The sequence below is a fragment of the Agathobaculum faecis genome, assembly GCF_014287995.1.
GTDB classification, from domain to species: Bacteria; Bacillota; Clostridia; order Oscillospirales; family Butyricicoccaceae; genus Agathobaculum; species Agathobaculum ammoniilyticum.
Genome location: NZ_JACOPL010000001.1, coordinates 23077 through 49143, shown reverse-complemented (window position 1 = coordinate 49143; position 26067 = coordinate 23077). Strand labels below are relative to the sequence as shown.

The following is a 26067-nucleotide window of genomic DNA, read 5'->3' as shown; positions in this document are numbered from 1 at the left end:
TTTCCTGTTTTATGGGCAGACCGCATACAGGTTGGTATCCCATGCCGGCACATACGGATGGTGGCGCAGGTAAAGCCGGTAATCCGGACAAAGCGCATGCACCTGCAGCGCAAGGGAAAAGAAATCTCCGCTCCTATGGTAGGCTGCAAGGTTGAGCTTGGGCCGCCAGCTTCGGATGGTCTGCGCCGCGCCGCGCAGCGCCTCCCGCTCCGCGCCCTCCACATCCATTTTCAAATAGGTGCATGGCCTGCCGCGCAGCACGCTGTCCAGCGCGCGCATCCTTGTTTCCCTGCCCACATGCGAGATGCGCGACTGCCGCCCCGCCTGGTCCGAAAAGCACAGGACCGTATCCTCCGACCATGCGCCCGCCTGTTCCAGCGTTATATCCCCCGTAAGCTGTTCTTCCGCGTAGGCGGACAGCTTGCGAAAGCTGCGCCGGTCAGGCTCGAGCGCTGTGACCGAAGTGAAGCGCCCGCCAGTATAGTGCAGCAGCTCGCGGATCGTGTCCCCGTTATAGGCGCCCAAGTCTGCGAAACGCTCCTCCGGCCCGAGGCGCAGCACGGTACGGAACACCTCATCCTTATCGGTTTCGCTCGCGCACAGATAACAAAGCCTGCCGGACAGCTTGAAACGGACGGTATCCAGAAACACGGTGCGCGATCGTTCATCCGCCAGAAGCGCATACGCCCGCTCCATCTCCCCGCTGTGCGCGCGCACGAACGCTTCGTCAAATACCGCGCCCTCCACGACCGGCACATCCGGCGCGACCACGTCGAAGCGCCGGTCGAGCGCATACATCTTGTCCAGCACCTCCGGACGCTGGCTGGCAAACGCAATCACAATCAGGATATCCTCCCCAAACGCATCGACCACCTCGTCCAGCCGATGCACCCGAAACCCGCGGAAGCTGTGTCCCCGCACAAATTCATCGCTTGCAAATACTGCGGCGGCCTGAATCCCCAGCCGCTCAAACTGCCGAAGTATCTTATCCGCGCCGTCTCCCATGCCGTATAAAACAATCGGCCGCTTTTCTTCCTGCAGGCGCGGCCAGACGGACTGCTCGAGTGTCAAAAAATCCATTTCCAAAACTCCCTTATCCGTATCCTGGTATATTATACGTTCCGCCAAGCGCCCTGTAAAGCCTGCAGTCCGCAAATTTTTCCTCGGGCGGCGATTTTCTCGTTGCGGTTTTCAGTCCATTACAGTATAATTTACTTATCAGTGCATCTACTTTAACGGGGAGGCGGTTCTGCATGGCAAAATCCAACGGCATTTTGGCGATGAATCCCGAGCAATACCGCGAGATCGACGGTGTTGTATTTGATTTGGACAGTTATGCGAAGCACTGCCGGCCGGTCGAGCAAACGCCCGAGCCGATATTCCCCGCCGCCCCTTATCCCGCCGGCTGGTACCCCGTTGAGGAGGGACAAGCCCCTGTTCCCGTCATGGGAGGCGCGTTGCCCCCCCTCGAAACCGTCGTGACCGAAGACGGCATCACGATCCGGCGCACGGTTTGGGTGCAATGCGGTTCCGGCTCTGGTTCCTACCTGACCTCCTATACTACGTCCTACCGCACAAGTTATCGTTCGTCCGGTTCTGGTTCGCATTTTGGGGGTTCCTGCACTTACTTTGTCGGCGGCTATGGATTGGAGCTGATTTGAATGCTTTCCGCGTTTCATATCAACTGGACGTGCCCCTTTTTCGCGCGCACACCGGACCGGCCCTACGCGGTCGAACCGTTTGAACTGCTGACGACCGCGCTTTCCGCGCTCTCTTGGCAGAAAACCAACGGCTCCATCCGCATGATCTGCGACAGCACCGCCAAGCGATACTATGATGCGCTTGGCTTTTCCTTTCTCTGGGACGGCGGGGTGCATCCTCTGCTCGACGCCATGCCAGAGGATGTCAACCCCATCGCGTTTTGGGCGGCCGGCAAGCTGTATGCGCTTTCCGCCATGCCCGCGCCCTGTGTGATGATCGATACCGATTTTATTGTCTGGAAGCCGCTTGCGCCGCTGCTCCGCGGGCTGGATGCCGCCGCGGTCCACACAGAGGATATCATGCCCGATATCTACCCTGGGCCGGAGGCCTTCTCCCAGACGCGTGGCTTTGACTTTTCTGCTTTTGACTGGGCCGTGCGCCCCTATAACACCGCGCTTGCCTATTTTGGCAGCGATGCGTTCCGGCGGCATTATACGGATACCGCAATCCGCTTTATCCGCGCCTCCGCTACTGCGGACGACGTGCTGACCTACATGGTCTTTGCCGAACAGCGGCTCCTGGCAATGTGCGCGGCGCGGGAGCGCGTCCATGCCGCCGCGCTGTCCGACCTTGCCGCGTTGTTCAGCGGCAGGCAGCAGGGTTATTTCACCCATATCTGGGGCTTCAAACAGCAAATGCGGGACGAGCCCCTGCTTTACGAGGATTTCTGCCGCCGCTGCGCTGCGCGGCTGCGGCGCGACTTTCCTGAAGCGGCAGGGCGGCTGGCCGCCGCACCGCCGCTCTCCCCATACTTTTGAAAAGCGGTCTGCGCCCGAAACGCAGACCGCTTTTTTATTCTTTATCCGGATAGGCCCGCCGAAGCTCCTCCAGCGTCGCCATCACCGCTCCCTTGCGCTGTACGGTGAGCGACGCATACCGCGCGGAAAACTGTAAGTAGGAGGCCAGCCGTTCCTCCGAAAGCCGATCGAGCTGCTCCGCCGTAACCCCGTCCCGTGTCAGCTGGTACAGAAACGAACCGATGAAAGAATCGCCCGCGCCCGTTGTATCCGTAACAGGAACCGGAATCGTTTCGGTTTCCGCGTACGCGCCGCGTGTGTAGATCGCCGCCCCGTCCGCCCCGCGCGTAACGAGCAGCATGCGGCAGCCGCCCGCAAACAGCCTGCGCGCAGCCTCGCGCTCCTCTTTGCAGCCAGTCACGAACTCCACCTCATCATCCGACAGCTTGACTAGGTCGGCAAACGGCAGGAACGCCCGTATCGCGGCCTGGCAGTCCTCCGGACGCTCCCACAGCGGCAGACGCACATTGGGGTCAAAAGAAATCAGCGCGCCAGCTTCCTGCGCCAGGCCGATCGCCCGGCGATGCGCTGCCTTGACCGGCCAGTCCACCAGGTCCACTGAACAGAAATGCAGTGCCGCGCAGTCCGCAAACATGGCGGGCGTGATCTGTTCTTCACACAAAAACAGGTCGGCCGAGGGATTGCGGAAGAAGGAGAACTCACGGTTTCCGGAAGCGTCCAGGGATACAAAGGCCAGACCGGTGTTCGCCTTTCCGGTGCGAAACACGTTTCCGGTATCCACGCCGTTGGACTGCAGGACCTTGAGGATATGCGTACCGAACGCATCCTCGCCGACCTGGGATATCATGCCCGCCGTGCCGCCCAACCGCGCGACCGCGGCGGCGACATTCGCAGGCGCGCCGCCCGCCACGCGCTCAAAATGGGTGACCTCGTCCAGCGCGCAGCCTTTCTGCTGCGGCACAAAGTCAATGAGCAGCTCCCCGATCGCCATAACCTTTTTCATATCCGTTCCTCCAGCAAATACCGTTCTATCGCCCTCGCGACCCCATTTTCCGTATGATCCGCCGTGCAGGCATCCGCAGCGGCGCGGATGTGAGCGGGCGCGTTCCCCATCGCCACGCTCAGGCCTGCCTGCCGCAGCATGGTCAAGTCGTTATCGCTGTCTCCGACCGCCATCACCTGCTGCATGGAAAAACCGAGATGCGCGGCAAGCCGCTCCAGCCCTCTGCCCTTGTGTACGCCTTTCCGGTTGACCTCCACGTTTTTCAAAGCGCCCCCGTACATCACGGATGGCGCAAGCTCAAACCGTCCGGTCGCCTCCAGCGCGTGCATCATGCCGTCCACAACAGACGGGTCACGGTGGTACAAAATCGCCTTGGAAAAGGAAAGCTCCTTTTCCTCCAGCAGCGCCTCCCAATCCGCCATCTCTTTCACATAGACCGCGCCATCCCACTGGCGGCTGACCATATGATAACCGCGCCGCCTCAGCTCGTCAAAAAAGCGGTTGAACCCGTCGCCAAAATACAGCCGTTCCGCTGTATAAAAGCAAGGGTCGGAAGCATAGCGGCTGCACACCTCCAATATGGTTCGGCAATCCCGCTGGTCCAGCCCGGCGGACAGCACGATTTCCGACCCATCCAGCCGGCTGACCAACGCGCCGTTTACCGTGACCGCCCAGTCCGCAGGCGCGAAAAGCTGTTCGCCAAACAGCCGCGCATCCGCCAGATGACGTCCGGTGCAAAGCGCAATCTTCACGCCGGCCATCTGCGCGCGGCGCACGGCGCGGGCGTTTTGTTTGGTCACACGGCTCGACCGGTCCAGCAGCGTACCGTCCAGGTCGAGCGCAAGCAATTGATACATGGTTCCCATTCCACCTGCTATTGGATTTCCAGCGCGCCCATCGCCCACAGCGCAGCCTCCCCTGCTCCTGTAAACGCGATGCCGCGCGCCTCGGGCGCCGGATAATAGCGGGTGGAAAGCACCCGCTCGCCACGGTTTACGAACACCTCTGCCGAGGACGCATCCGCAAGGATGCGCAAATGCTCGACCTCCCGCTCCACGCAGGCGCGGCGCATGGTGCGCCCCGCATCTCCCGACTGGAAAGACAGGGTTATCCGGTTCCCCTCCCATTCTACCACAAGGCTCTCCCGAATGACAAGCTTTCCCGCGCCCTGCGGGCTGTATTCCAGATCGAACACCTTCGCGTTTTCCGGTGCAACGCGCTCCTGACGGAGCTTTTCCAGTTCTGGCACCGGATACCGCAGCAGCCGTGTGCCGTCACGGGAAATCTCACACGGCACGGTCAGACAGTGCTGCCAGCCGCTCTCCACGGTCGGGTTTTGATACTCCGCGTCCGGCATGCCCATCCATCCGATCATCAGGCGGCGGCCGCGGTCCTCGAACGACTGCGGCGCATAGAAATCAAAGCCGCAGTCCAGCTCGGTAAAGCCACCGAGCATGTACTCGCCCCGAAAATCCCCGTGCAGCGGAAAATAACCGCTGGAATAGATATTCTGGTATCGATCGCCCTGGCGGTCAACCCCCTGCGGCGAGCAGACCAGAAAGGACAGTCCCTCCAGCCCGAACAGGTCAGGACACTCCCACATATAGCCGAACTTTTCCGGTGTGGTGAGCGTATTGCGATGCCTCCACCGCCGTTTGTCCGCGGACTCGAATACCAATATCTCGCCCCGATCGTCCAGCGTGCGCGCACCCAGCACCATATAATACATCCCATCCTGCTGCCATACCTTGGGGTCGCGCACATGACAGGTCAGTCCGGCCGGATAATCGGCGTTGGTGAGCAGCAGCTCGTCGGACTGCACCGATACCCCGTCCCGCGAGACGGCAAGTGCGGTATTATGCCCGCGTCCCGCTGTGATATAGTCATAATCCCCCGCCTGCTTGACGTTGCCGGTGTAATACAGATACATGACTCCATCCTCGACCAGCGCGGAGCCGGAATATACGCCGTGGACGTCCCACGGCTCATCCGGATAGAGCATGACCGGCAGCTTTTCCCACTGCAGCAGATCGCGGCTCCGGTAATGCCCCCAGTGCTTGACACCGCCCGCCGCGTCAAACGGGCCGTACTGGTAAAATACATGATACCATTCCCCGCACCGGCACAGGCCGTTCGGGTCATTGAGCCAGCCCACCGGCGGCATCAGATGGAACCGCTGGCGGTAGGGGTCCGCCGCAGCGCGCGGTCCGTCTTCGCGTTCGACCCGCTCGACCAGACGCGCCAAGTCCCTGTGTAATGCGTTGCTCATGCATCCTCCTCCTGCGCGGCCAGCGTGAGCAGCGTATCCCGCTTTGCCGTTACCGAGCCCAGCGACAGTTCAACGGCCGCATACTGGTCCGAATTGGTCACAATCACCGGCGTGATAGTCTTATAGCCCTCTTTTTCGATCGCTTCCGCATCGAATTCGAGTAGCAGCTCGCCTGCCTGCACGCGCTGCCCCTCCACCACGTGGCCGGTATAATGCTTGCCGTTCAGGTTCACCGTATCAATACCCACATGGATCAGCAGCTCCACGCCGTTATCGCACTGCAGGCCGATCGCATGGCCCATGACTGCCGTGACCTCCGCCGCACAGGGCGCATATATCCTGTTTTCCGCAGGCTTTACCGCAACGCCTTTCCCCAAAACCTCAGCTGCAAACGCCGGATCTCCGGTTTTGGAAAGCGGGACCGCCTCGCCGGTCAGCGGCGCGGCCACCGTTACCATCCTGCCCTGCGGCACGGCCGCCGGCTGTGCCGCTTCCGGCGCCGCAGCCGGATACGGCTGCGGCTGACTCGCCTCCTCAGGGATTCCCATGATCCAGGAAAGCGCAAACGCAACGCCCGCCGCTATGCCGACGGTCAGGATATATTGGATCGGATGGTGCAGGTGCAGAAGGATGCCAAAGATGCCCGTTACGCCCGTACCCGTCGCACCCAGCCCGACAATCGAAGCGTAAAGCGCGCCGCACGCGCCGCCAACTGCACCGGCGATGAACGGACGGAAAAAGCGCAGGTTCACACCGAAGATCGCGGGTTCCGTAATGCCCATGAACGCCGACAGCGACGCGGGCAGGGCCATGGATTTGAGTTTTTTATTGCGGGTCTTGATCGCGACCGCCAGCGCTGCGCCGCCCTGCGCCACATTCGCCGCACTGGCCAGCGGCAGCCAGAACGTCAGGCCGTATGCGCTTAGCTGGCCGAGGTCGATGATGGTATACATATGATGGATACCGGAAACGACGGTCGTCGCATACAGCCCGCCCATGATAAACGAGCCGATGCCGAACGGAATCGCAATCAGCCACTGCACGCCGTCGATCACAAAGTTTTCCACCGTCGTGAACAGCGGCCCGATTGCGGCCAGCGTGAGGTATCCGGTCACAAACACAGAAACCAGCGGGGTGACGAACAGGTCGAACATCGGCGGCACGATTTTATGCAGCCGCTTTTCCAGGAAGCACATCACCCACACCGCGATGATGACCGGAATGACATGCCCCTGATAACCGACCAGCGGCACCTCGTATAAGCCGAAAAACACCTCCTGATAGGTCTGCACACCGTCCGCTACCGTCCATGCGTTTTGCAGACTGGGGTGAATCATAATCATGCCGACGACCGCGCCGAGGAACGGGTTGCCGCCAAAAACCTTGGCCGCTGAAAATGCGATCAGAATAGGCAGGAACGTATACGCAACATTGGAAAACAGATCCGCGAACACAAACAGTGAGCTTGTGCTGTCCAGCTCGATGAAGCCGTTGTTCACCATGAACTTGAGCGACTCCATAATGCCCATCAGGAAGCCGGACGCCACGATCGCCGGAATGATCGGCACGAAAATATCGCCCAGCGTCTTGATCGCGCGCTGGAACCAGTTGCCTTTCCGCGCGCCCTGCGCCTTTGCCTCGTCCTTGCTGACCGCCGCCGCGCCGGACTGCGCGATGAATTCATCGTACACCTTGTTTACCGTGCCTGTGCCGAAAATGATCTGAAGCTGTCCCTGCGCCTCAAATACGCCCTGCACGCCTTCCGCGTTTTCCAGCGTTTTCTTGTCAACCTTGCCGTTGTCCGCGATCACAAGGCGCAAGCGCGTTGCACAATGCGCCGCCGAAATGATGTTTTCTTTCCCGCCGATGCTTTCCAGCACTCCGGCCGCCGCTTTTTTGTAATCCACCGCGATTCTCCCTTTCTTTTTATGAAATCGATTTCATTTTATAGGTTAATTATACGCCTTATGCATGCCTTTGTAAATCCGCAATCCTGTCCAAATATCCCGCTCTCTTTTTGCGCATTTCATCCAACCCCCTTTCAGGATACCCCATTTTACACAAAAAAATCCGCTCCTGCCTTAGCAGGAACGGCTGCACCCTTTTCTATGGTTTTCCGCTTCAGGTCGTTTCTCCCAAACGGATTTCAAAGCCTAACTTGAGCTGTTTTTTGCGATCCATCCCCTGTTCAATCATTTCAATCAGATCTTTTGCTGCCTCTTCACCGCTGGTCTGGTAATAGTAATGCGCGGTCGTGAGCCGCGGACGGATCAATTCGCCTAGCCTCGAATGGCCAATGCCTGCCAGCGCAACATCCTCCGGCACACGCCGTCCATACTGCTCGAGCCGGTTCATTGCGCCAATCGCTATGGAATCGGTTGCACAAAAAATCCCGTCCACATCGTTTGCGCGCTGCAACATGCGCTCCGCTGCGGCGTAGCCTCCGTCAATAGAGAAATCGCTCTGTTCCATGCGGGACGCCGTTTCTTCCAGCCCTGCTTCATGGAGCGCATCCAAAAAACCCGCCCGTCGGGACTCACCCGCCGCCCTGTCCCGCTGGGTCACGCCAATATAGCCGAGCTTTTTCCTGCCGCCCTGTAGCATCAGCCGAGTGACCGCATAGGCCGCGCCACGGTCATCGTGGTAAACACAGGTCACCCCGTCCATCTGCTGCCCCAGCAGGACAACCGGCACGCTGCACGCCTGCACCGCCTTTCGATGCGCCGGCGACAGGATCGTTGCCACCAGAAGTACGCCGTCCACGTTTCCCGTGCGGAACACCTCCAGATATTCCAGTTCCTTGTCCATCCGGTTCTCGGTGTTGGCCAGCAGTAAGCGGTAACCCTGCTCCTCAAATATGCGTGAAATACCGGCCACCACACGGCTGACCGCCTCGGAATCGATGCGCGGTACGATCACGCCGATCATACGGCTTTTTCCCGTGCGCAAAGTCTGCGCCTGCTGGGATGGGATATATCCGGTCTCCTCAATGACACGGCGGATTGCCTCGCGTTTTTCCGAGCTAATATAGCCGTTATTTAGGTAGCGGGAAACCGCCGCCTTGGATACTCCTGCCCGCTGTGCAATCTCCGCAATCGTCATTTTTCGTTTTCCACTCCTTTGTTCCTATTCGCGCAGCATGGCGCGACGACGCTTGTAATCCGGCATATAGCGTTCCACCAGCTCCCAAAAACGGGGGCCGTGATTTTTATGGACAATGTGCGCAAGCTCATGCACAACCACATAATCAATCACGGCGTCCGGATAATCCATCAGACGCCAGGAAAAGCACAGCCTGTTTTTCGCACTGCAGGAGCCGAACCGCGTCCGCGCGGCGGTAATCCTTATCCCAGTCGGCCGCAACCCCATCCGTTCTGCATACCGCGCCACCCGACGCGGAATCTCGTCCCGAGCCTGCGCTTCCAGTTCTGCACAGCGCGCGGCGTCCGGCTCCGGATGCGCCTCCCGACGCAACGCCTGCCTCGCGCGCGCACGGTCAATCCAAGCCGTCTGGCTGCTCACGAAGTGCGCGATCTCCCGCTCCGGAACGTGCAGCGGCGCACGCACCACCACCGCGCCATCCCGCCGCACCTCGACCGCCAGCGTCCGCCGGCGGGAGCGAACCACCTCATACCGGTCCACGCGCCTGCCCCCTGCTTTCCACGGTCCGGTTATATAAAAATGTGACGACTGAAACGCCGCAGATCACGGCATAGCCGACGACGCTCATCCAATCCGGAATCTGGCCGAACAGGAAGAAGCCGAATAACGCGGTAAACAAAACCTGGGAATAATCAAACACAGAAATCTCCTTTGCCGACGCATGCGCATAAGCCAGCGTCACGCCGAACTGCCCCAGCGTGGCCGCAAAGCCAGCGCCCAGCAGATACACAAACTGTAGCCCGGACATCGGATGGAAATCAAAAATCAGAAACGGCAGCGTGACCAGCGTCGAAAAAGTGGAGAAGAAAAAGACGATCCGCGCGCTTTTCTCCTGTTTTTGGGAAAGCGCGCGGACCGCGGTATAAGCCGCGCCCGCACCGATACCGCCCAGCAGGCCGATAAACGCCGGAAACGCCTCTGCCGAAAATCTGGGCTTGATGATCAGCATGCTCCCGCCAAACGCCACCAAGACCATCCCGTATTGAAACAGGTTAGCCCGCTCTTTCAACAGGAAAAGGGAAAATAAAATCGCAAAAAAGGGCGACATCTTATTCAAAATATTCGCGTCCGCCAAAACCAGGCGGTCGATCGCATAGTAGTTGCAGAAAATGCCGAGCGTGCCGCATAACGCGCGCAGGAGCAAAAGAGGCAGGTTCCCTTTCTCCCACCGGAATCCGCTCCTATCGCGTTTGAGCAGCACCGCTGCCACGACCATCGCAACCGCGTTGCGGAAAAAGGATTTTTGTGTAAAAGGCAGATCGCCCGCCAAGCGGACGAAAACACTCATCATCGCAAACCCCAACGCGGAAAGCAGGATGAAGCCGATCGCCTTGCTTTTATTGGAAAGCACCAATGTTTCCCCTGTCATTCATTCTCTCCCTGTTATCATACCACAAATCCATGAAATATGCAAAACATCTGCGGATAACCGGATGCCCGATATTCCATGCCGCGCAGCACATTCAGAGGATCGTGCCGTTCCCATCGTCCATCTCTTTCGTGATGGACCGTATGACGACCGTATAGGCCGCCCCGTCATCGGTTTCCACTTTCACGCGGTCCCCCGCCTTTCTGCCGAGCACCGCTTTGCCCAAGGGTGCTTCCCGACTGACGCGCCCCTGCAGCGGGTCGCACCGAACCGTGGTCACGACCTGTATCGTTTCGATTTCATCGTCCTCCTCAAAGTACAGCTCCACCTTATCGAACAGCCCGATCTCATCCGCACCCGCGCGGTCTTCTATGATATGAGCGGATTTGATCATCCGCTCCAAATAGCGGATCCGGCTGCGGTTGCGGTTTTGCGCCTGCTTGGCCGCTTTATATTCAAAGTTTTCGCTCAGGTCCCCGAACGCCCTCGTCCTTTTGACCTCCTCAATCAGCTCCGGCATCAGTTCCAGCTTCCGGTGCTCCAGCTCCTTCTGCATCATTGCAATATCCTGCGCGGTCAGCTCATTGTGCATTGTCGTCGCCCGTCCTTTCCATCCCGCCGCACCGCTTCGTCCGAATTATTCCCGATGCCGCGGCGTTTTCCTGTATACTTAAAAAACACCGCACGTTTCGTGCAGTGTTTTTTAATATGAACCTGTAAAAAATACAGTATGGTGCCGGTGACCGGACTCGAACCGGTACGCTGTCGCCAGCGGTGGATTTTGAGTCCACTACGTCTACCAATTCCATCACACCGGCATATTTGGTGCAGCAAAATTATTATATCATACTGCACCACCGTTTTCAAGAGAACAGGAGCAAAATCTTGTCCTTTATTCCCAGCACGAAAATCACCAGCACAATCAGCGGCAGGATATAGCTGACATAGACACGTATCCCATCGCGCACCTTAAAGCCGCCGCCCTCGTTGGCCTCCTCCTTAAAGTTTTTCCAGCCCCAGCCATAACGGCTGGTACAGAACAGCAGATATATGATCGACCCCAATGGCAGCCAAATGTTGGAAACCAGGAAATCCTCCAGATCCAGCACAGCGGTCCCCTCGCCAAACGGCTGGAAGCCCGACCAGATGTTATAGCCCAACACACAGGGAAGCGAGAGCAGGATTATCAGGATGATGTTCACCCCTGCAACCTTTTTCCGGCCAGCGCCGGTCAGGTCCATGCCGCAGGAGATGATGTTTTCAAAAACAGCCAAGACCGTGGAAAACGCCGCAAACGCCATGAACACAAAGAACAGACTGCCCCACAGCCGGCCCATCGCCATATGATTGAAAATATTCGGCAGGGTGACGAAAATCAGGTTCGGGCCGCTGTCCGGCGAAACGCCAAACGCAAAGCAGGCTGGGAAAATAATCAGACCCGCGGTGAACGCAACAAATGTATCCAGGATTGCCACATTGACCGCTTCACCCAGCAGGGCGCGGCTCTTACCAACGTAGCTTCCAAAAATCGCCATCGCGCCAATGCCCAGAGACAGCGTAAAGAACGACTGGTTCATCGCGCCGACAATGACATTGACAATGCCAGCTTCCTGCATCCGGTTCAGGTCCGGAATCAGGTAGAACTTCAGTCCCTCGCCTGCGCCTTCCGTCAGGATACTGTTCACCGCCAGAATCACCATGATCGCCAGCAGCGCGAGCATCATCACCTTGGTCACACGCTCCAAGCCGCTCTGCAGTCCAAACGAATTGATTGCGAAACCCACAACGACGACAACGACCATCCAGCCCCCCATCACAAGCGGCTGGCCAAGCATTTCGGGAAATACTGCCTGCACCTGTTCGGTCGTCGCCCCTTCAAACCGTCCGGAAGCGGTCAGATAGAAATAATGCAGCATCCATCCGCACACGGTCGTGTAAAACATCATCAGCAGGTAGTTGCCAATCATGGCCAGATAACCGTGGATATGCCATTTCTGCCCCGGCTTTTCCAGCGCCTGATAAGCGCGCACCGGACTTTTCTGACTGGCGCGGCCCACCGCAAATTCCATCGTCATAATCGGCAGCCCCAGGATGATTAGGAAGAGTACATAAAACACGACAAACGCGCCGCCGCCGTACTGGCCTACCATCCATGGAAACTTCCATACATTTCCCACGCCGATGGCGCACCCTGCCGAGAGCAGGATGAAGCCCAAGCGTGAGCCCAATCTTTCTCTTTGCATTGCTACATACCCCTTATAAAACTTACATCTTTATATTTTCAAACGTCCGCGACGTCTGATTTCTCCTGAAATCGCAGCCGCCTGCGCTTTTCCCGCAGCGCGCGGAAAAAGTCTCTGAGGATCGCTGCGCACGCCTCCTCCATCACGCCGGAAACGACCGTCGGCCTGTGGTTATACGGCAGCGCGAACAGGTCGACCAGCGTGCCGCATGAGCCGGCTTTCGGATCGGGCGCCCCGTAATATACCGTTTTGATCCGCGCGTTGATGATAGCGCCCGCGCACATCGGACACGGCTCCAACGTAACATACAGGTCGCATTTATGCAGCCGCCAGCCGCCCAGCTTTCTGCACGCCTTTTCGATGGCCTCGATCTCCGCATGATGGAGCGCGTTTTTTTTGGTCTCCCTGCGGTTCCGGCCGCGGCCGACGATTTTCCCTTCGCAAACAACCACCGCGCCCACCGGCACCTCGCCCTCCTCCGCCGCCTTTTGGGCGAGACGGAGCGCTGCTTTCATATATTTTTGCTGTTCTGTCATCTACCTGCCTCCGCACCGCTCCATCAAAAACACCCGTCCAATGGCGGGTGTTTTTTGCCTTGCCTTTACTGGATGCAAGCCTCGGCAACGCTATACTGCTGCGTAGCATATGGACACAGGCTTTGCGCCCGTTTATTGCATCATCTGACGCTGCCGCGAAAGGTTCATCGTTCCATCCTGCATGCCGGACAGGTTCTCCAAGCAGTTGCCCGTGCCGTAAGCGACACAGGAAATCGCTTCATCCGCGATGTGGGTCGGGATGCCGGTCTTGGACGCGACCAGTTTGTCGAAGCCCCAGATCAGCGAACCGCCGCCGGTCATCACGATGCCGTTGGTCGAAATATCGCCGGTCAGCTCAGGCGGCGTCCGCTCGATGACCCAGTGGATCGCCTCGACGATCGACGCGCTGACTTCCTCCAATGCGTCCAGCACCTCGGTCGAGTTGACCGAGAACGTGCGCGGCAGGCCGGTCATCAGGCAGCGCCCCTTGACCTCCATCGATACCTCTTCCGTACGCGGATAAACACAGCCGATGGTCTTTTTGATCTGCTCCGCAGTGCGCTCGCCGATCAGGGCGTTGTGCTTTCGGCGGACATATTTGACGATCGCTTCGTCGAACTTATCGCCCGCAATCTTGATCGAAGTGGATTCCACGATGCCGCCGAGCGAAATAACCGCAACATCGGTCGTACCGCCGCCGATATCGACCACCATGTTGCCGTTGGGCTTTGCAATATCGATGCCCGCGCCAATCGCCGCCGCGACCGGCTCCTCGATCAGGAAAACACGCTTTGCGCCCGCCTGGGTGCCGGCATCGATCACCGCGCGTTCCTCGACCTCCGTGATGATCGAAGGCACGCAAATCACCACGTTGGGCTTAAACAGGCGGAAGCCCTGCACCTTGCGGATAAATTCCTTGATCATGCGCTCGGTCATTTCATAGTCTGAAATCACGCCCTCGCGCAGCGGACGGATGGCAATAATGTTGCCCGGTGTGCGGCCCAGCATCTTCTGCGCCTCCGCGCCGACGGACAGGATCTTGCCCGACACCTTATCCACCGCGACAACCGATGGTTCGTTCAGCACCACGCCCTTCCCCTTAACGTAGACCAGAACCGTCGCCGTGCCGAGGTCAATGCCGATATCACTCGAAAAAAGCGAAAACTTTTTCGCTAATGTTTCCAGAAAAGAAGCCATAATCTTCATTCATCCTTTTTGCTCTGTTACCGCCGATTTGCAGTATTTTTATTATACCCCATACACCGGTCGGTTTTCAAGGCTATTTGCGAAAATATTGTCAAATCGACAACATTTCCCTGCGTTTTATCCGAGAACCGATGCATTCGGCGTCGGTTCCGCGCGCAGGCGCGCCTTGAGCGCGCTGTACCTCCTGCCTTTCTGGTTGTTTTCCACCATATAAGCGACTGTATCCGCGCTGCCGACGATCACCAGAAGCTGCTTGGCGCGCGTGATCGCGGTATAAAGGATGTTGCGCGTCAGCAGGCGGCGCGGCAACCCGTCGGACAGCGCCAGTACGACCGCGTCAAACTCGCTGCCCTGCGACTTGTGTACCGTGACCGCATACGCCAGTTCCAGCTCGCCCAGCATATCATAGGTGTAGGTTGCGATGCGGTCGTCAAACCGGATGACCATGCATTCCTGCTGCGGGAATATCTGTAGTATTTCCCCAACATCGCCGTTGAATATGCCGGTCCCCTGCTCCTCGTCCTCCCGACGCTCCCATACGATGTCGTAATTGTTGCGCACCTGCATCACCCGATCCCCCTCGCGGAATATCCAGTCCCCGAAGCGCTTTTCCAACTTGCTTTCCGCAGGTGGATTGAGAGCTTCCTGTAAGCGCCGGTTGAGCGCCACCGTGCCGCTCCCCTGCCGCTTGGCGGGCGACAACACCTGAATCTGCGCAGGGGTAAAGCCGTAATGCTTCGGCAAGCGCGACGCGCAAAGCTGCGCGACCGTTTCGATCACCGCGGACGGCTCGGAGCGCTTGAGAAAGAAGAAGTCTCCGTCCGCGCCGGATGGAACCGGCATTCGGCCCGCATTGACCGCATGCGCATTCATCACGATATCGGATTTCTGCGCCTGCCGGAAAATCTCGGTCAGCCCAATTGTCGGAACACGGTGTGAGCCGATCATATCCCGCAGGAAATTCCCCGGTCCCACCGGCGGGAGCTGGTCCGCGTCACCCACCAGCACCAGCCGCGCCCCATGCGGCAGCGCCTCGACCAACGCCTGCATCAGCGTGATATCCACCATGGATACCTCGTCCAGAATCACCGCGTCGCATTCCAACGGATTCGTCAGGTTATGCGCAAAGGCGGTGCGCCCTCCGGCGGCAAAGCCGGCTTCCAGCAGCCGGTGGATGGTTCTGGCCTCTATACCGGTCAGATCGGATAAGCGTTTGGCCGCCCGTCCGGTTGGGGCCGCGAGCAGCGTGTGCAGTCCCAATGCCTCAAAAACCTGCAGGATGCCGCGCACGGTGGTCGTTTTGCCCGTACCCGGCCCGCCGGTCAGGATCACAAGCCCGCTGCGCGCCGCCACGGAAATGGCCTGCTTCTGCTTTTCCGAATAGGGAAATTCACTGCCCTCCATCAGCGCGCCGAGCAGCTCGTCCACGTCAAAGTCATACAAAAAGCAGCGCTCCGCCATACCGCCCAGCATCTCTGCGAGATAGGCTTCAGCATCATGGATGCTGCGCAGATAGACCGCGTCCCTGCCCGCAATCTGTTCCCGCACCAGTTTCCCGCGCTCGCTCAGCCGCAGGATGCTCTCCAGCGCCCGCGCCTCATCAAACTCCACATCCTCATCCGACAGCAGCACGCAGACCGTATGGGTCAGCTTTTCCATCGGTATGAACGTATGCCCGTTATCCAGGTTAAACGTCAGGGTATACAGCACGCCCGCGTCTGCCCGTTCGTCCGACAGCAACGACAGCCCCAGCTCCATTGCCAGCCCGTCTGCGATACGGAATTCAACATCATAATACGGATCGCACAGCAGATATGGGTTCTCACACAACGCGTCGATCGCACTGTCATGCAACCGCTTATACAGCAGCGGCGTCAGCGATACCGGCAGGTTATGCTCGCTCAAAAAATCCATCAGCAGGCGCATTTCGCTTTGCTCGATAAACTGCCTGCCGATTTCCCGCGCTTTCTTTTCCGTAATCCCCCTGATCTCAGTCAGGCGGTCGGGAGCATGTGTCAGAACGTCAAAGGTATCTTCCCCAAAGCGCTCCGCAATCCGCGCCGCCAGGCGCTGCCCCACACCGCGAATCAGTCCGGAACCCAAGTATTCGGCGATGCCGCGCACGGACGATGGCAGACGCCGCTCAAACGCTTCTGTGGCGAACTGCTCTCCATAGGAGGGATGTGTAACCCAATAACCGGTCAGGATTACCTGTTCCCCGGGTCCGATATTGGGGAACGTGCCGGTCGCCGTTACCTCCGCCCCCTCTTCGGACGCAAGGCGCAGCACGGCGTAACCGTTTTCCTGATTATAGAAAACGATCTGTTCCACCGTGCCGCGTATCAATACGTATTCTCTTTCGTCCACCCGATATGTTCCTCTACTTCCGTGTCATTCCAAATACATCATGTCCTGCCGCGCCGCCATATGCTTCGCCACATTTTGGCCCTGTCCGCTGCCGATCTCGACGAATGTGATAGACATGCTGGGCAGATACTGCTTACGGATCCGCAGGGCGGTCCGGATCAGCTGCTCGCTCGACGCGTCGCAGCCATCCCCGTACAGCGTCAGCTCCGCCGAGCCGTGCAGCCGCAGCATACGTACAAAAACGATTTCATACACGGTGTGCAAAACGGTATAAAACCCTACCGCAGCAAATACCGCCAGCACAGATTGCCAGAAAACAGACATGGTTTTCCCCTCCTGCTTTCAGCCTATGCCGCGGGCGGGCTTCATGTTACGCGGCGTTATATTAATTGTATCACAAGTCGGCAAAAAAGTAAAATACCGCCACACAACGGGGGCTGCAGGCTTCGCGTCCGCAGCCCCCGCACCGTCCGTTTGCCCTTTACGTCTCGTGCTCAATGCACCACTCGGTCAGATCCTCGCTGTTCGTGCCGCGCATCGGATGCGCCCGTCCGCAGTTCCGCTCATGCGGCGGCAGCGCCTCCCCCTGCGTCTGAACGTCTTTCTGGCGGTGACAGTTACTGATCTCATGTTCGCTGCTGCGCGCCGCAACGCTCGGTTTGCTCCGCTCCATCCATTCAATATTCTTTTTTGCGGATTCCAGCTGCTGGGCAGAAACCTCATGCTCGTTTTTCATCAAGCATCCCTCCTCACAGCTATTGTGTCGCACGCCCGCACACTTTAGACAAGAAAAAACTCCCATGCGAAGCATGGGAGTTTAATGATTGCCAATTAGTCGGCGTTGATCTTGGTAACAACGCCCGAACCAACCGTACGGCCACCCTCACGGATAGCGAAACGGAGACCTTCCTCGATCGCGATCGGGGTGATCAGCTCAACGTCCATCTCAACGTTGTCGCCCGGCATGCACATCTCAACGCCCTCCGGCAGAGCGATAACGCCGGTAACGTCAGTGGTGCGGAAGTAGAACTGGGGACGGTAGTTGTTGAAGAACGGAGTATGACGGCCGCCCTCTTCCTTCTTCAGGACGTAAACCTGACCGTGGAACTTGGTGTGCGGATGAATGGAACCCGGCTTCGCCAAAACCTGGCCGCGCTCAATCTCGGTCTTCTGGATGCCGCGGAGCAGCGCGCCGATGTTGTCGCCAGCCTCAGCGTAGTCCAGCAGCTTGCGGAACATCTCGATGCCGGTAACAACGGTCTTGCGCGGCGCGTCCATCAGGCCGACGATCTCAACTTCCTCGCCCATCTTCAGCTGGCCACGCTCGACACGGCCGGTAGCAACCGTACCACGGCCAGTGATGGAGAATACGTCCTCAACCGGCATGATGAACGGCTTGTCAGCCGCACGGTCCGGCGTCGGGATATAGGAGTCAACAGCATCCATCAGCTCGCGGATGCAAGCGTACTCCGGCGCGTTCGGATCAGTGGAGTCAGAGGTCAGAACGCCCAGCGCGGAACCGCGGATTACCGGAATGTCGTCGCCCGGGAACTCATAGGAGGACAGCAGATCGCGGATCTCCATCTCAACGAGATCGAGCAGCTCCTCGTCGTCAACCTGGTCAACCTTGTTCATGAATACAACGATATACGGAACGCCTACCTGACGAGCAAGCAGGATATGCTCACGGGTCTGCGGCATCGGGCCGTCAGCAGAAGAAACAACCAGGATCGCGCCGTCCATCTGAGCAGCGCCGGTGATCATGTTCTTAACGTAGTCGGCGTGGCCCGGGCAGTCAACGTGCGCATAGTGACGGTTCTTGGTATGGTACTCAACGTGAGCGGTATTGATCGTAATGCCGCGCTCCTTCTCCTCCGGCGCCTTGTCGATGGAGTCGTACGCCTGATACTCAGCCTCGCCCTCGAGAGCCAGAACCTTGGTGATCGCCGCGGTCAGCGTGGTCTTGCCATGGTCAACGTGGCCGATGGTACCGATGTTAACGTGCGGCAGGGAGCGGTCAAATTTTTCCTTTGCCATTGTGGATATCCTCCTCGTAAATTGAATTCATAGTCATGGTGAGTTTATTCTACTGCAAATCACAGAAAAATGCAATAGTTTTTAGTTGTCTTTGTTACGGGTGTCCATAATCTTTTCCTGGATGCTCTTGGGTACTTCCGTGTAATGGCTGGGCTGCATGGTGTATTGGCCACGACCCTGCGTACTCGAACGCAGCGCGGTCGCATAGCCGAACATCTCGCTCAGCGGAACGGCAGCGGAAATCGCCTGCACACCGCCGCGCGGCTCCATACCCTGAATCTGGCCGCGGCGGGCATTCAGGCCGCCGATGACATCGCCCATATAATCCTCCGGCACCATAACGTCAACCTGCATGATAGGCTCCATCAGAACCGGATCCGCCTTCTTCATCGCTTCCTTGAACGCCATGGAGCCGGCAATCTTGAACGCCATTTCAGAGGAGTCAACCTCGTGGTAGGATCCGTCATACAGGGTAACCTTGACGTCGACTACCGGATAACCCGCCAAGATACCGGCCTGCATCGCACCCTGGATACCCTGGTTGACAGGCTCGATATATTCCTTTGGAATCGCACCGCCGACGATCTTGTTGATGAACTCGTAGCCCTTACCGGACTCGTTCGGTTCAACAATGATCTTGACATGGCCGTACTGGCCCTTACCGCCAGACTGACGCGCATACTTCTGATCTACGTCCGCAGAGCGGCGGATGGTTTCCTTGTAAGCAACCTGCGGCTCGCCGACATTCGCCTCTACCTTGAACTCGCGCAGCAGGCGGTCGACGATGATCTCGAGGTGCAGCTCGCCCATGCCGGCGATGATGGTCTGACCAGTTTCCTCGTCGGTATAGGTCTTGAAAGTCGGGTCCTCTTCCGCCAGCTTTGCCAGCGCAATACCCATCTTCTCCTGACCGGCCTTGGTCTTAGGCTCGATCGCAACGCGGATAACCGGCTCTGGGAAGTTCATGGACTCCAGAATGATCGGGTGCTTCTCGTCGCAGAGCGTGTCACCCGTGGTGGTATTCTTAAAGCCGATGCCCGCGGCGATATCGCCTGAATAAACCACATCGATATCCTGACGGTGGTTTGCGTGCATCTGCAGGATGCGGCCCAAGCGCTCGCGCTGGTCCTTGGTCGCATTGAGGACCGAGGAACCCGCAGTGATCGTACCCGAGTAAACGCGGAAGAACGTCAGTCGGCCGACGAACGGGTCGGTCGCAATTTTGAACGCCAGCGCAGAGAACGGCGCCTCATCGGAGGACGGACGGGAATCATCCTCGCCAGTCTTGGGGTTGACGCCCTTGATATCCTCGATGTCGGTCGGCGCCGGCATATAGTCGATAACCGCGTCAAGCAGCATCTGGACGCCTTTGTTGCGGTATGCGGTGCCGCACAGAACGGGAATGATCTGATTGCCAATGGTACCCTTGCGGATTGCAGCCTTGACCTCCGCAGCGGAGATCTCCTCGCCCTCGAGGTACTTCATCATGAGATCCTCGTCAAGCTCGGCAGCGGCTTCCCACAGCGCGTCGTGATACTCCTGCGCCTGATCCATCATATCGGCCGGAATTTCCTCGTCGCGGACATCCTTGCCAAGATCGTCATAGTAAACCTCCGCACGCATGGTCACCAGGTCGATGATGCCGCGGAACGTCTCCTCTACGCCGATCGGAAGCTGGATCGGCACTGCGTTGCACTTGAGTCGGTCCTTCATCATGCTGACAACATTGAAGAAGTCGGCACCCATGATGTCCATCTTGTTGACGAACGCCATACGCGGCACCTTATAATCATCAGCCTGATGCCAAACCGTTTCGGACTGAGGCTCAACGCCGCCCTTGGCGCAGAAAACAGTGACCGAACCGTCCAGTACGCGCAGAGAGCGCTGCACCTCGATGGTGAAGTCAACGTGGCCCGGGGTGTCGATGATGTTGATACGGTGCTCCGGAAACTGATGCTGGGAGCCCGACCAGTGGCAGGTGGTTGCGGCAGAGGTGATGGTGATGCCGCGCTCCTGCTCCTGTTCCATCCAGTCCATCGTAGCGGTACCGTCGTGGGTATCGCCGATCTTGTGGTTTACACCGGTGTAGTACAGAATACGCTCGGTGGTAGTGGTTTTACCGGCGTCGATGTGCGCCATGATGCCGATATTTCTGGTTCTTTCCAGGGAATATTCTCTAGGCATATTGCTCTCCTTTCAAAGCGTAAAACGGATCGCAGATTAATAGCGGTAGTGCGCGAATGCCTTGTTCGCTTCCGCCATCTTGTGCGTATCCTCACGCTTCTTCACAGCGCCGCCCAGATTGTTGCACGCGTCCATGATCTCGCCGGCCAGGCGCTCGCGCATAGTCTTCTCGCTGCGGGCGCGGGCATACTTGGTAATCCAGCGCAGGCCCAGGGTCTGACGACGCTCCGGACGGACTTCCATCGGCACCTGATAGGTGGCGCCGCCTACACGACGGGCCTTAACTTCGAGCGACGGCATGATGTTCTCCATCGCTTCCGTAAAGACCTCCAGCGGTTCACGTCCGGTTTTCTCACGGACGATATCAAAAGCACCATAAACGACCTTCTGCGAAACGCCTTTCTTGCCGTCCAGCATGATCGAGTTGACCAGCTTGGTGACAAGCTTAGAGTTGTAAAGCGGATCGGGTAGAACGTCTCTCTTCGGGACATTACCTCTTCTTGGCACTTTGCTTCCCTCCTTCAAAAATATTTGATTTCATAGGTACTCCGGCTCAGCACATAGGGCAAGCCGTTGTAATGCCTGTCCGAGGTAATACACCCGTATATGCAATCGGATATAAAACGCCTCAGACAAAGCATGAGAGTGCTTTGCTGAAAAAACTTTAACTTTTCTCGCAAAACGTGTGGGTCGGCAGCTTACTTGCCTGCCTTCGGACGCTTAGCGCCGTACTTGGAACGAGCCTGACGGCGGTTTGCTACGCCCTGGGTATCCAGCGTGCCGCGGATGATGTGGTAGCGGACGCCGGGAAGGTCCTTTACACGGCCGCCGCGAACCATAACGACAGAGTGCTCCTGCAGGTTGTGACCTTCGCCCGGGATGTAAGCGGAAACTTCCATCTGGTTGGTCAGCTTGACACGAGCAACCTTACGAAGCGCGGAGTTCGGCTTCTTCGGCGTCATGGTTTTAACCGTCGTGCAGACGCCACGCTTCTGCGGAGCAGACTGGTCGGTGGCTTTCTTCTTCTGAGAGTTATAGCCTACCTGAAGAGCCGGCGCCGTAGATTTGTAAACGACTGCCTCGCGCCCCTTACGGACGAGTTGGTTAAAAGTTGGCATTTTATTTCCTCCTTCTTTCAAAAGTATTTATGAAAAACGCGCGCCGCGCGTATTCCATCAAACAGCATCAGCGCAGGACTGTGACGACCGCAGCACCGACATCGATGCCCGCCGCGTCCCCCAGCTCCGCCATGGTGGTGATTTCCGTGATCCTGGTATCCGTCTCGCTGCAAAGCTCGTAAATGGGACCTACCACGCGTTTTTCCGCGTCCAGCGCAACATAGACCTCAGCCGCCGCGCCGTCCCGAATCGCCTTTTTCGACTGCTTCACACCGATGACCTTGTGCGCCGTGCGAAGTTCTGAAAGCATACTAACCCTCCTATACGGCATACTTCATTAGTATAATTGCTTTCCGGCATGAAGTCAAGCATTTTTACAGAGATTTTTCACCATTTCTGCCATAATATGCGTTTGCTACATCGTTTACAGCGAAAAAATGCGCCACTGACCGTAAAAACAAGGGAACGCCTTTCAGCATTCCCCTGTTTTGCAGAATTTATACTTTTCCGATTCAGCCGAGATCGACCGTCTGCTCGTAATGTCCGTCGCAGTATTCGGTCATGCCGGAGCCTGCCGGAATCAGCTTGCCGATGATGACGTTTTCTTTCAGGCCCATCAGCGGGTCTACCTTGCCCTTGATCGCGGCGTCGGTCAGCACGCGGGTTGTTTCCTGGAACGACGCGGCGGACATCCAGGAGTCGGTCGCCAGCGACGCCTTGGTAATACCCATGAGCGTCGGCTCGGCCACCGCCAGGCGGAGACCCTCCTCGCCCGCGTCGATACGGTCCTGCACCTTCTGGTTATAGTCCTCAAACTCAAGCAGATCCATTACCGAGCCGGGCAGCACCTCTGCGTCGCCCGCGTCCTCGACGCGCACCTTGCGCATCATCTGACGCACGATGACTTCGATATGCTTGTCGTTGATATCAACGCCCTGCTGGCGGTAAACCTTCTGCACTTCCTTGATCTCATAGTCATGCACTGCACGCGGATCGAGGATGCGCAGGATATCATGCGGGTTGAGCGAACCTTCGTTGAGCTGGAAGCCCTGCTCGACCTCCTGCCCATCGGTCACACGGATGCCGGAAGACGACGCGAGCTGGTAAGAACGCATATCGCCTGTTTCCGAATTGACGATGTTGACTGTCTTGACCGTGGTGCGCTTGGACTCCTCAATGGTGATGACGCCGCTGATCTCCGCAAGGGTTGCGGCCTTCTTGGGCTTGCGTGCCTCGAACAGCTCTTCAACACGCGGAAGACCCTGCGTGATATCCGAGCCGGCAACGCCGCCGGTGTGGAACGTACGCATGGTGAGCTGGGTACCCGGCTCGCCGATGGACTGCGCGGCGATGATGCCGACCGCCTCGCCCTTGCCGACCGGCGTACCCATCGCCAGATTCATGCCATAGCAGTGCGAGCAGACACCCTTGCGCGCGCGGCATTCGAGGACCGAGCGGATCTGTACGCGGGTGATACCGGCCGCGATGATCGCGTCCGCGTCCGCATCGTTCATCATCTTGCTCTTGGGTACGATCAACGCGCCTGTTGCCGGATCGCAGATATCGTCGACCGGATACCGGCCGAGCAGACGCTCGCGCAGCGGCTCGATGACCTGATTGCCTTCCTTAATATCCTCTACCCAGATGCCCTTGGCCGCGCCGCAGTCCTCCTCACGGATGATCACGTCCTGGGAAACGTCTACCAGGCGGCGGGTCAGGTAACCGGAGTCCGCAGTACGCAGCGCGGTATCTGCCAGACCTTTACGCGCGCCGCGCGCAGAAATGAAGTATTCCAAAACCGAGAGACCCTCGCGGAAGTTGGACTTGATCGGAATCTCAATCGTCTTACCCGAGGTGGACGCCATCAGGCCGCGCATACCGGCGAGCTGGCGGATCTGGTTGATCGAACCACGCGCGCCAGAATCGGCCATCATGTGGATCGGGTTGAAGCGCTGCTCGCGCATGTTTTCCTGCAGCTTGGCGGTAACCTTTTTGGTCGTGGATTCCCACTCGGCGACCGTCAGGCGGTAGCGCTCGTCGTCCGTGATAAAACCGCGCTTGTATTTTTTATCGATCTTGGCGACCTGCTGCTCGGATTCATGGATCAGGGTCGCCTTGTCGTCCGGCACCAGCATATCGGCCACCGCAACGGTCAGCGCGCCCTTGGTCGAATATTTGTAGCCCATCGCCTTGATTGAGTCGAGAACCTCGGCCGTTACATTGAAGCCATGCACATGGATGCACTTGTCAATGATCTTGCCCAGCTCTTTTTTGCCGCAGGTGAACATGATCTCCAGATCGAATTTCTTGTCCGGATCCGAGCGGTCGACAAAGCCGAGGTCCTGCGGAATGCGCTCGTTGAAGATCAGGCGGCCCGGCGTCGCGTCCACAATGCGGCTCTCCATCTTGCCGTTGATCTCCTTGGTCACGCGCACCTTGATCGGCGCGTGGATGCCGACAACGCCCTCCGCATAAGCCATCAGCGCTTCATCGGCGTCGCGGAACACCTTGCCGGTACCCGGCTCGGTATCGCGGTCGATGGTCAGGTAATAGGAGCCCAGCACCATATCCTGCGACGGTACGGTGACCGGCTTGCCGTCCTGCGGCTTGAGAAGGTTGTTGGCGGACAACATAAGAAGGCGCGCCTCGGCCTGCGCTTCTGCGGACAGCGGCACATGCACCGCCATCTGGTCGCCATCAAAGTCCGCGTTGAACGCCGTACAGACGAGCGGATGCAGACGGATGGCGCGGCCCTCGACCAGCACCGGCTCGAACGCCTGGATGCCCAAGCGGTGCAGCGTCGGCGCGCGGTTGAGCATGACCGGGTGACCCTTGATGATACCGGCGAGCACATCCCAAACCTCGGGCTTGGCGCGCTCGACCATCTTCTTGGCGGATTTGATATTGGACGCCGTTCCGTCCTCCACCAGCTTTTTCATTACAAACGGCTTGAACAGCTCAAGCGCCATCTCTTTGGGCAGGCCGCACTGGTAAATCTTCAGATCCGGACCGACAACGATAACCGAACGGCCGGAGTAGTCGACGCGCTTGCCGAGCAGGTTCTGGCGGAAGCGGCCCTGCTTGCCCTTGAGCATGTCGGACAGGCTCTTGAGCGCACGGTTGTTCGGGCCAGTGACCGGCCGGCCGCGGCGGCCATTGTCGATCAGCGCATCCACCGCCTCCTGAAGCATGCGCTTCTCATTGCGCACGATGATATCGGGCGCGCCCAGCTCCAGCAGGCGCTTTAAGCGGTTGTTGCGGTTGATGACGCGGCGGTACAGGTCGTTGAGGTCCGAGGTCGCGAAGCGGCCGCCGTCGAGCTGCACCATAGGGCGGATCTCCGGCGGGATGACCGGAACCACGTCCATGATCATCCATTCCGGACGGTTGTGAGACAGCCGGAACGACTCTACGACCTCCAGACGCTTGATGATGCGCAGGCGTTTCTGTCCGGAGGATTCGCGCAGTTCCGCGGTCAGCTCCTTGGAGAGCTGGTCGAGATCCAGCTCCTGCAGCAGTTCCTTGATCGCCTCCGCGCCCATGCCGGCGCGGAAATCGTCCTCATACTTTTCGCGCATGTCGCGGTACTCCGCCTCGTTTAGGATCTGCTTTTTCATCAGCGGGGTATCGCCCGGATCGATCACAATATAGTTGGCAAAGTACAGGACCTTTTCCAGCACGCGCGGGCTGATATCCAGGATCAGACCCATGCGGGACGGGATGCCCTTGAAGTACCAGATGTGCGAGACGGGCGCGGCCAGCTCAATATGGCCCATGCGCTCGCGGCGGACCTTGGCGCGCGTGACCTCGACGCCGCATTTGTCGCAGATCTTTCCCTTGAAGCGGACTTTCTTATATTTGCCGCAGTGGCACTCCCAATCCTTCGTGGGGCCAAAGATGCGCTCGCAGAACAGGCCGTCCTTTTCCGGCTTGAGCGTGCGGTAGTTAATGGTTTCGGGTTTTTTGACTTCACCATACGACCACTCGCGGATCAGGTCGGGCGAGGCCAGGCCGATCTTGATGGCGTTAAACGTATGATATCCCATATATTTTC

General features: G+C 58.3%; 23 protein-coding genes and 1 tRNA gene. 2 read left to right on the top strand and 22 right to left on the bottom strand.

Annotation, left to right across the window (positions count from 1 at the left end; all coding sequences use genetic code 11):
- Window positions 1–9: 9 nt before the first annotated feature.
- Window positions 10–1080 carry an FkbM family methyltransferase gene (locus tag H8S45_RS00280; protein ID WP_107632066.1) on the bottom strand — a complete coding sequence of 357 codons (1071 nt, stop codon included), beginning with the start codon at window positions 1078–1080 and terminating at the stop codon, window positions 10–12.
- Between the two features lie 173 nt (window positions 1081–1253).
- Between H8S45_RS00280 and H8S45_RS00275 the strand changes: the two genes are divergently transcribed.
- Both H8S45_RS00275 and H8S45_RS00270 read left to right on the top strand, forming a co-directional pair.
- A complete protein-coding gene (locus H8S45_RS00275; protein ID WP_054327666.1) occupies window positions 1254–1661 on the top strand; it encodes a hypothetical protein in 408 nt (135 codons plus the stop codon).
- A complete protein-coding gene (locus H8S45_RS00270; protein WP_054327667.1) occupies window positions 1662–2519 on the top strand; it encodes a hypothetical protein in 858 nt (285 codons plus the stop codon).
- A gap of 34 nt (window positions 2520–2553) precedes the next feature.
- Here the strand turns inward: H8S45_RS00270 and H8S45_RS00265 are convergent, their stop codons facing one another.
- The 21 genes from H8S45_RS00265 to rpoC all read right to left on the bottom strand — a co-directional run bounded on the left by H8S45_RS00265 (window position 2554) and on the right by rpoC (window position 26059).
- Window positions 2554–3522, bottom strand: a complete 969-nt coding sequence (locus H8S45_RS00265; RefSeq protein WP_147573636.1) for a carbohydrate kinase family protein — start codon at window positions 3520–3522, stop codon at window positions 2554–2556.
- A complete protein-coding gene (locus H8S45_RS00260) occupies window positions 3519–4379 on the bottom strand; it encodes a Cof-type HAD-IIB family hydrolase (RefSeq protein WP_186949418.1) in 861 nt (286 codons plus the stop codon). Before H8S45_RS00260 ends, H8S45_RS00265 begins: the two co-directional genes overlap by 4 nt.
- A 17-nt stretch (window positions 4380–4396) precedes the next feature.
- Window positions 4397–5791: a glycoside hydrolase family 32 protein gene (locus H8S45_RS00255; protein WP_107632063.1), complete on the bottom strand. Its 1395-nt coding sequence runs from the start codon at window positions 5789–5791 to the stop codon at window positions 4397–4399.
- Window positions 5788–7698 (bottom strand): PTS beta-glucoside transporter subunit IIBCA, encoded by a 1911-nt coding sequence (locus H8S45_RS00250; protein ID WP_147573635.1) that lies wholly within the window; start codon window positions 7696–7698, stop codon window positions 5788–5790. Before H8S45_RS00250 ends, H8S45_RS00255 begins: the two co-directional genes overlap by 4 nt.
- A 214-nt stretch (window positions 7699–7912) precedes the next feature.
- On the bottom strand, window positions 7913–8893 hold the full coding sequence (locus H8S45_RS00245) for a LacI family DNA-binding transcriptional regulator (protein WP_107632061.1): 981 nt from the start codon (window positions 8891–8893) through the stop codon (window positions 7913–7915).
- 24 nt (window positions 8894–8917) lie between these two features.
- On the bottom strand, window positions 8918–9433 hold the full coding sequence (locus H8S45_RS00240; RefSeq protein WP_186949417.1) for a M48 family metallopeptidase: 516 nt from the start codon (window positions 9431–9433) through the stop codon (window positions 8918–8920).
- Complete coding sequence (locus H8S45_RS00235) at window positions 9420–10322, bottom strand: DMT family transporter (RefSeq protein WP_147573632.1); 903 nt, start codon at window positions 10320–10322, stop codon at window positions 9420–9422. The genes H8S45_RS00240 and H8S45_RS00235 overlap by 14 nt, the downstream gene beginning before the upstream one ends.
- A 94-nt stretch (window positions 10323–10416) precedes the next feature.
- Window positions 10417–10914 (bottom strand): GreA/GreB family elongation factor, encoded by a 498-nt coding sequence (locus tag H8S45_RS00230; protein ID WP_054327673.1) that lies wholly within the window; start codon window positions 10912–10914, stop codon window positions 10417–10419.
- A gap of 139 nt (window positions 10915–11053) precedes the next feature.
- A tRNA-Leu gene (locus H8S45_RS00225) sits at window positions 11054–11140 on the bottom strand.
- A gap of 45 nt (window positions 11141–11185) precedes the next feature.
- Window positions 11186–12565, bottom strand: a complete 1380-nt coding sequence (locus tag H8S45_RS00220; protein ID WP_054327674.1) for a sodium-dependent transporter — start codon at window positions 12563–12565, stop codon at window positions 11186–11188.
- A gap of 38 nt (window positions 12566–12603) precedes the next feature.
- A complete protein-coding gene (tadA, locus tag H8S45_RS00215) occupies window positions 12604–13101 on the bottom strand; it encodes a tRNA adenosine(34) deaminase TadA (RefSeq protein ID WP_107632058.1) in 498 nt (165 codons plus the stop codon).
- Between the two features lie 132 nt (window positions 13102–13233).
- Entirely contained in the window at window positions 13234–14298 is a 1065-nt protein-coding gene (gene mreB / locus H8S45_RS00210; RefSeq protein ID WP_054327675.1) for a rod shape-determining protein, read from the bottom strand.
- A gap of 126 nt (window positions 14299–14424) precedes the next feature.
- Window positions 14425–16674 (bottom strand): SF1B family DNA helicase RecD2, encoded by a 2250-nt coding sequence (gene recD2, locus H8S45_RS00205; RefSeq protein ID WP_147573631.1) that lies wholly within the window; start codon window positions 16672–16674, stop codon window positions 14425–14427.
- Window positions 16675–16698: 24 nt separating this feature from the next.
- Window positions 16699–16998: a hypothetical protein gene (locus H8S45_RS00200; RefSeq protein ID WP_054327679.1), complete on the bottom strand. Its 300-nt coding sequence runs from the start codon at window positions 16996–16998 to the stop codon at window positions 16699–16701.
- A 157-nt stretch (window positions 16999–17155) separates the two neighbouring features.
- Complete coding sequence (locus H8S45_RS00195) at window positions 17156–17410, bottom strand: hypothetical protein (protein WP_054327680.1); 255 nt, start codon at window positions 17408–17410, stop codon at window positions 17156–17158.
- Between the two features lie 95 nt (window positions 17411–17505).
- Window positions 17506–18711 carry an elongation factor Tu gene (tuf, locus tag H8S45_RS00190; protein WP_054327681.1) on the bottom strand — a complete coding sequence of 402 codons (1206 nt, stop codon included), beginning with the start codon at window positions 18709–18711 and terminating at the stop codon, window positions 17506–17508.
- A gap of 81 nt (window positions 18712–18792) precedes the next feature.
- Window positions 18793–20895, bottom strand: coding sequence for an elongation factor G (gene fusA, locus H8S45_RS00185; RefSeq protein WP_054327682.1), 2103 nt, complete (start codon window positions 20893–20895; stop codon window positions 18793–18795).
- 36 nt (window positions 20896–20931) lie between these two features.
- Window positions 20932–21402 (bottom strand): 30S ribosomal protein S7, encoded by a 471-nt coding sequence (gene rpsG, locus H8S45_RS00180; protein ID WP_054327683.1) that lies wholly within the window; start codon window positions 21400–21402, stop codon window positions 20932–20934.
- Window positions 21403–21593: 191 nt separating this feature from the next.
- Window positions 21594–22013: a 30S ribosomal protein S12 gene (gene rpsL / locus H8S45_RS00175; RefSeq protein WP_054327684.1), complete on the bottom strand. Its 420-nt coding sequence runs from the start codon at window positions 22011–22013 to the stop codon at window positions 21594–21596.
- A 67-nt stretch (window positions 22014–22080) separates the two neighbouring features.
- Window positions 22081–22323, bottom strand: a complete 243-nt coding sequence (locus tag H8S45_RS00170; protein ID WP_054327685.1) for a ribosomal L7Ae/L30e/S12e/Gadd45 family protein — start codon at window positions 22321–22323, stop codon at window positions 22081–22083.
- A 202-nt stretch (window positions 22324–22525) separates the two neighbouring features.
- On the bottom strand, window positions 22526–26059 hold the full coding sequence (rpoC, locus tag H8S45_RS00165; RefSeq protein WP_054327686.1) for a DNA-directed RNA polymerase subunit beta': 3534 nt from the start codon (window positions 26057–26059) through the stop codon (window positions 22526–22528).
- Between the last annotated feature and the right edge of the window lie 8 nt (window positions 26060–26067).